Source organism: Streptomyces incanus, from assembly GCF_042656345.1.
In the GTDB taxonomy this organism is placed as follows: Bacteria; Actinomycetota; Actinomycetes; order Streptomycetales; family Streptomycetaceae; genus Streptomyces; species Streptomyces incanus.
The window spans coordinates 9398-15653 of record NZ_JBHSPC010000011.1 but is presented as its reverse complement, the minus strand read 5'-3'; the positions used below and the strand labels follow the sequence as shown (position 1 = coordinate 15653).

Genomic DNA, 6256 nt, shown 5'->3' with positions numbered 1-6256 from the left:
ACCCACAGGCGCCGCCACCCGCACCTCGCACCGCCGTTCGTCCCGGACTACCGCACGGTGCACGGCGACCCGCGGAGCACCGCCTCAGCGCCCACGGAGTGACCGCTCAACGGCCCTTCGGCGGTCCTTCAACAGCCCTTCAGCGGCCGCCCTTGCCCTTGCCGGCCGCGCTGCGGCGGGCCGCCTGCCCGGGACGGCGGCTGCGCCGGCTCCGGGACGGGGAACCCGTGCGCGCGGGCTGGTTCTGGGCGGGCGGCGGAGTGAGGACGACGGGCACGCCCGACGGCGCCTGGGCTCCGGTGATGCGGTTCAGTTCGTCTCCGCCCGGACGTACCCGGGTGGTCTGCGGGGTGATGCCGGCGTCGGCCATCAGGCGGGACATCTCCCGGCGCTGGTGCGGCAGGACCAGCGTGACGACGGTGCCGGACTCACCGGCGCGGGCGGTGCGTCCGCCGCGGTGCAGGTAGTCCTTGTGGTCGCTGGGCGGGTCGACGTTGACGACGAGGTCCAGGTTGTCGACGTGGATGCCACGGGCCGCGACGTTGGTGGCCACCAGGACCGTGACGTGTCCGTCCTTGAACTGGGTCAGGGTCCGGGTCCGCTGGGACTGGGACTTCCCGCCGTGCAGGGCCGAGGCCCGCACACCGACGGCCAGGAGCTTCTTGGCCAGCCGGTCGGCGGCGTGCTTGGTGTCCAGGAACATGATCACGCGTCCGTCGCGGGCGGCGATCTCCGTCGTGGTGGCGTGCTTGTCGTCGTCGTCCACGTGCAGCAGGTGGTGGTCCATCGTGGTGACCGCGCCCGCGGACGGGTCGACGGAGTGGACGACGGGGTCGTGGAGGTAGTTGCGCACCAGACGGTCGACATTGCGGTCCAGCGTGGCGGAGAACAGCATGCGCTGGCCGCCGGGGCGCACCCGGTCGAGCAGGGCGGTCACCTGCGGCATGAAGCCCATGTCGGCCATCTGGTCGGCCTCGTCGAGGACGGTGATGGCGACCTGGTCCAGCCGGCAGTCGTCCCGGTCTATGAGGTCCTTGAGCCGGCCGGGCGTCGCGACGACGACCTCGGCACCGCCGCGCAGGGCGCTCACCTGCCGGCCGATCGACACGCCGCCGACCACCGTGGCGATCCGCAGGCGCAGCGCGCGGGCGTAGGGGGTGAGAGCGTCGGTGACCTGCTGGGCCAGTTCCCGGGTGGGGACGAGGACGAGCGCCAGCGGGTGCCGGGGCTCGGCCCGCTGTCCGCCGGTACGCGCCAGCATCGCGAGGCCGAAGGCCAGCGTCTTGCCCGAGCCGGTACGCCCGCGGCCCAGTACGTCCCGGCCGGCCAGCGAGTTCGGCAGCGTCGCGGCCTGGATCGGGAACGGGGTGGTCACGCCCTCGGCACTCAGAGCGGTCAACAGCTGCTCGGGCATGTCGAGTTCGGTGAACATCCCGACCGGCGGCAGCGCCGGGGTGAGGGTGACCGGCGGCGCGAACTCCCCGCCGGACGCGGCGGGACGACCCCCGCGGCCGCTGCTGCGTCCGCCCTGGGCGGCGCCGCGGGACGGACCGCCCTGGCGGCCGCCCGACCCCTGGGAACGGACGCGGCCTCCCCGCCCGGAACCCGCGGAGCCCGCGGCCTTGTCCGTACGGGAGCGGGACGAGCCGGTGTTGCCGGCGCTGTTGTTCGAACGAGCTGTGTGGTTGCGGTTCATGCGGAACCTTCCTCGATGCGGCACGTATCGAGGAATTCCTCCCGACGGCGAGGTGCTGGCCGCATGAGAATTCGCAAGAATGAGCCGAAAAACGGTGAATCAGTGAATCACTGCATCAATGACATCAGTGAAACAGCGGCAGGCGGCCGCGAGTGGCGGGCCGCGAGCACGGGTACGGCGTCGGCTTCGTTGCCGGGCCGGGGAACGCAGTGGGCCGGGGCCCCGCGCCACAGGGGTGCGGGATCCCGGCCACGCACTGCGTGCCGGCGTCGGGTACCGACGCCGGTGTCAGCGTATACGCGTCAGGCGGGAACGATGTTCTCGGCCTGCGGGCCCTTCTGGCCCTGCGTGACGTCGAAGGTAACCTTCTGGCCTTCCTGAAGCTCACGGAAACCGGAGCTGGCGATGTTCGAGTAGTGGGCGAACACGTCGGGGCCGCCGCCGTCCTGCTCGATGAAGCCGAAGCCCTTTTCCGAGTTGAACCACTTCACGGTGCCAGATGCCATGCTGTATCTCCTTTTGGGCAGTGCCCGGGGCCCACACCTTGTGGGCCCGTGGTCGCAACAATGATCCACCCGGCTGTTGTTCCCGGAAAGCCGCGAAGCTTCTCAGGAACGAAAAAGAGTGCTCGTCGACGGAAGGTCGGAAGAGCACTCACAAGCCTCTGGTAACCAAAACTGCAACTCTTCACGATAACACGGGTGGGGCGCCGGTGTCCGAGACCGGCCCCGCCGGGTCGTCGACGCCCGGGGTGCGGGTGATCAGGAGACCGGGGCGGGGCGTGGGTTGCCGTGGAAGACCTGGTCGGTGTGCCAGGAACAGTGGGCGGCCGCGACGGGGCGGGTGCCCGGCTGGGGGCCGATGAGCGGGCGGCCCGCGAGTGCTGTGACGTGCTCGCGGGCGGCGGGGCTGTGGCCGACGAAGCGCTGCGAGACCAGGATGCGGTGACTTCCCCCACTCTCGGCTTCTCCCCCACTCTCGGCTTCGCTCGAGCGGGGGGACCCCCATGAGCGGGGGGATCCCCGTTCGATGCCGAGGACGCCCTTGTCGAAGAGCTTGTGGTGCAGTGAGCACAGACACAGCCCGTTGTCGACGTCGTCGGGGCCGCCGAACGCCCACCAGCGCACGTGCGCGGCCTCCAGCCCGACCGGGAGCGCGCCGATCCTGCCGTCGTAGCCGCAGAAGGCGCACCGGTACTCGTAGGCCGTCAGGACCCGCTCCCGCATCCTCGGGTCCCGCCGCCTGCGCACGACGGCCGAGAGCCGTTCGGGCTCCGCCGGCTCCGGCTCCAGGCCGACGGACTCGCACAGCTCGGCATGGAGCGAGGGCGGGAAGTGCAGGTCGAGCAGGAGCCGTGCCATCCGGCCGAGCAGCGGCGGCTCGCGGCGCAGTGCCGCGCGCAGTTCCGGCGCCAGCCGCCCCGCGGCTCCGAGGGTCCGCAGCTCCCGTACGCCGCTGCCGGGGCTGCCCGGACCGCGGTCGGTGCGCACCTCCCACACGCCGTCGCTCACCAGATGGTGGAACGGGTAGGCGGGAGTGGTCCTGTGGGGCGGACCGTACTCGTCCAGCAGCCGCTTGAGGTCGTCCTCCACCGCGCTGTAGCGCAGTTCACCGTCGGCATCCCGCTGGAACCGGCCGAGGGCGTACAGGAGGAGCAGCGGCTTGTGCGGCGCGCGTGTCCCGTTTCTGGTCCACTGTCTCAGCTCCGCCGCACGCTCAAGCCAGTCCATGACCGGCGATCGTAGTGGTGCCCCGTCGATCACGATCCGCGTGTGCCCTGCCCGGAGGGGACGTGGCGAGGGCCACGCGGACACGACGCCGTGAACGCGGGAAGGGTGAAGACACGGGTCACTCGCTGTCAGCGAGGCGGATCTGGCGGGAGTGCGCCCGGGAGTGCGCCGTCGGCCTTGGCGGCGTCGGCGACGGCCTCGGCGGCGGCTTCTGCGGCCTGCGCCGTGTCGTTGGCGGCCTGGGCGGCCATGTCGTCGTCGACAGGTTTCTCGATGGTGGCCGGCGACCGGGGCAACTGCTCGGTGAAGGCTTTGGACACGCCTTGGAGCGCTGAGGTGATCTCGCTCGGAATCACCCAGAAGTTGTTGCCCGAACCTTGCGCGAGTTGCGGCAGGGTCTGGAGGTACTGGTAGGCGAGCAGCTTGGGGTCGGGGTCGTTGCGGTGCACGGCCTGGAAGACCTCGTCGATGGCCCGGGACTGGCCCTCGGCCTGCAGGATCGCAGCGGTACGGTTGCCCTCCGCGCGGAGGACGGCGGCCTGTTTGTCGCCCTCGGCGGTGAGGATCTGAGATTGGCGCTGTCCCTCGGCCCCGAGGATCGCGGCCCGCTTGTCCCGCTCGGCGCGCATCTGCTTCTGCATCGCGTCCTTGATGGTCTGCGGGGGGTCGATGGCCTTGATCTCCACCCGGTTGACTCGCAGCCCCCACTTACCGGTGGCTTCGTCCAGCACGCCGCGGAGCTGGCTGTTGATGGTGTCGCGTGAGGTGAGCGTCTTCTCCAGGTCCATGGAGCCGACGACGTTGCGCAAGGTGGTGACGGTCAGCTGCTCGACGGCCTGAAGGAAGTTCGCGATCTCGTAGAAGGCCGCTCGCGGGTCGGTGACCTGGAAGTACAGGACGGTGTCGATCTCGACGACCAGGTTGTCCTCGGTGATGACCGGCTGCGGTTTGAAGGAGACGACCTGTTCCCGCAGGTCGATTACCGAGTGAACGCGATCGATGTAAGGAATGACGAGGTTGAGGCCGGGAGTCAGCGTGCGATGGTAGCGGCCGAGCCGTTCGACATTACGGGCGCGCGCCTGGGGAACGATGCGCACCGCCCGCATCACGGTGAAGATCGCGATCAGCGCGACGATCAGGCCGACGATGAGAAACGCAGAGGTCTCCATGTTTTCAGTCCCGGGGGTAGACGAACGCTGTGGTGCCGCTGATCTCTATGACGTCCACGGTCTTGCCAGGAGGAATCACCAGCGTCTCGTCGTAGGCGCGGGCCGTCCACTCCTCACCGTCGATACGAACCCTGCCACCCAGACCCGACACCTCCGAGACGACGTAGGCAGCCCTGCCGACCAGTGCGTCTATACCGAATCGCGCTACCTGGGGCTGGAGCACGTGGCGCACCGCGATGGGGCGCAGGAACAGCACGGTGACGGTGGCGACGACGGCGAACACCAGGAACTGGAGGGGCAGCGGAAGCCCCAGCGCGGCGCACCCCGCCGTGACCAGTGCGGCGGCACTCAGCATCCCGAGCGCGGCGGTGAGGGTGAAGATCTCCGCCAAAGCCAGCACAGCTGCGATGACCAACCAGATCAGCCAAAGATCCATTGCGTACCTCTTCCGACCGGCGCGGGCGCGGAGGGCTTGGTCCCACCATTGGACCCTGACAAGGGAGGGCAGCGGTACCCCTGAGGGAGGAAAACCTACCGAACGAGCGAAGATGGGGTGGTGCGACACCCGCTGGAATTGACTATTCCACACTTTACTCTCACTTTACCCACTCTTGGAAGAAAGAATCTCTTCTGGCGGGCCGTTTTCCTTTCCTCCATGGTGCCGTCTTCACGGGCCGGTCCGCCTGCTCGGGGCGGTGGACCCGGCGCGCTGCGCACCGGGTCGGCCATGGCCCGCTCTCCCGGGGCCCGGCGGATGCTGCCGGCGCTGAACCGCCACACCGACGCCGTGCCGCTGATCTCCCGGCCGGCACCAGGCACCAGGCACCAGGCGCCGGCCGCCCCGCGGCCCCGACGCGCGCAGCTCGCCCCCGCGGCCGCCGGGGCTCCGGCCGGTCGATGACGTGTGATCGCAGCGACCCGCCGCGGGAGAAAAACGTGCTGCGCGATGACATAGGTGCCGGGTCCTCACACCGTCTGAGAGGTGTAACCAACCAAACCAACCACCGACGACTGGAGAACGGATGAGGACGCAGAGGCTTGTCCCGGCCGGAGTCGCGGCCCTGGCCCTGGTCGGCGGGGGCGGTACGGCCCTCGCCGTGAACGGCGCGGCGCCGCCCGCCGTGGCCGGGGAGAAGGCCGGCGGCGAGGCGCGGGAAGCGGCGGCCGTGCAGGCGTCCGCCCGGCCCACCGCCTCCCGGACCGCCGGGCCGCGCGTCGTGCGGCCCTACCGGCCGGTGGAGATCGGCCGGGGCGCGAAGATGGGGCTCCTGCCGGAAGGCCGGCAGAACTCCGTCGTGGGCCCCGGCGACATCGGCGAGTCGGTCGAGCAGGCCCGGAAGCACAGCGGCGACAACATCCGGCCCGACAGCCTCAGCTCCGGGACGTACGTCGACGAGGACCACGTCCTCTTCCACGGAGCCTTCCGCGCGGACACCCCACCGGCCGGGATCGACATCGTCCTCGACTCCGGACCGCGCCACACCGCCACCATGCTGAGCCTGCCGGGCGATCCGGGCTGGGGGACGTACCACGCCTTCGGCGACGCCTCGACGGCGGACACCGGCTTCACGGTCATGGCGTACGCCGAGGACGGCGGCGTGCTGTTCGAGCAGCGTTCCGATGTCCTGCCCCGGGACTGAGAGCGGCCACGAAGCCGACCC

6 protein-coding genes are annotated in these 6256 nt (G+C 70.3%); 1 reads left to right on the top strand and 5 read right to left on the bottom strand.

Annotation, left to right across the window (positions count from 1 at the left end; genetic code table 11):
• Positions 1-139 precede the first annotated feature (139 nt).
• The 5 genes from ACFP2V_RS02905 to ACFP2V_RS02885 form a co-directional block, all read right to left on the bottom strand.
• Positions 140-1696, bottom strand: coding sequence for a DEAD/DEAH box helicase (locus tag ACFP2V_RS02905; RefSeq protein WP_381204855.1), 1557 nt, complete (start codon positions 1694-1696; stop codon positions 140-142).
• Positions 1697-1998: 302 nt separating this feature from the next.
• Positions 1999-2202, bottom strand: a complete 204-nt coding sequence (locus ACFP2V_RS02900) for a cold-shock protein (RefSeq protein WP_042163016.1) — start codon at positions 2200-2202, stop codon at positions 1999-2001.
• Between the two features lie 255 nt (positions 2203-2457).
• Positions 2458-3426, bottom strand: coding sequence for a phosphorothioated DNA-binding restriction endonuclease (locus ACFP2V_RS02895; RefSeq protein ID WP_381204852.1), 969 nt, complete (start codon positions 3424-3426; stop codon positions 2458-2460).
• 128 nt (positions 3427-3554) lie between these two features.
• On the bottom strand, positions 3555-4595 hold the full coding sequence (locus ACFP2V_RS02890) for an SPFH domain-containing protein (RefSeq protein ID WP_381204850.1): 1041 nt from the start codon (positions 4593-4595) through the stop codon (positions 3555-3557).
• Between the two features lie 4 nt (positions 4596-4599).
• Positions 4600-5031 carry an NfeD family protein gene (locus tag ACFP2V_RS02885; RefSeq protein WP_381204848.1) on the bottom strand — a complete coding sequence of 144 codons (432 nt, stop codon included), beginning with the start codon at positions 5029-5031 and terminating at the stop codon, positions 4600-4602.
• Positions 5032-5617: 586 nt separating this feature from the next.
• Here ACFP2V_RS02885 and ACFP2V_RS02880 point away from each other — a divergent pair.
• The gene (locus tag ACFP2V_RS02880; protein ID WP_381204846.1) at positions 5618-6235 is read left to right on the top strand and encodes a hypothetical protein; all 618 of its coding nucleotides are present in this window, start codon (positions 5618-5620) and stop codon (positions 6233-6235) included.
• The last annotated feature ends 21 nt before the right edge of the window (positions 6236-6256 follow it).

Excerpts from the sequence above, each read along its gene's own strand:
- ACFP2V_RS02905 (WP_381204855.1), bottom strand. The coding sequence starts at position 1,696 with ATGAACCGCAACCACACAGCTCGTTCGAACAACAGCGCCGGCAACACC.
- ACFP2V_RS02900 (WP_042163016.1), bottom strand. The coding sequence starts at position 2,202 with ATGGCATCTGGCACCGTGAAGTGGTTCAACTCGGAAAAGGGCTTCGGC.
- ACFP2V_RS02895 (WP_381204852.1), bottom strand. The coding sequence starts at position 3,426 with ATGGACTGGCTTGAGCGTGCGGCGGAGCTGAGACAGTGGACCAGAAAC.
- ACFP2V_RS02890 (WP_381204850.1), bottom strand. The coding sequence starts at position 4,595 with ATGGAGACCTCTGCGTTTCTCATCGTCGGCCTGATCGTCGCGCTGATC.
- ACFP2V_RS02885 (WP_381204848.1), bottom strand. The coding sequence starts at position 5,031 with ATGGATCTTTGGCTGATCTGGTTGGTCATCGCAGCTGTGCTGGCTTTG.
- ACFP2V_RS02880 (WP_381204846.1), top strand. The coding sequence starts at position 5,618 with ATGAGGACGCAGAGGCTTGTCCCGGCCGGAGTCGCGGCCCTGGCCCTG.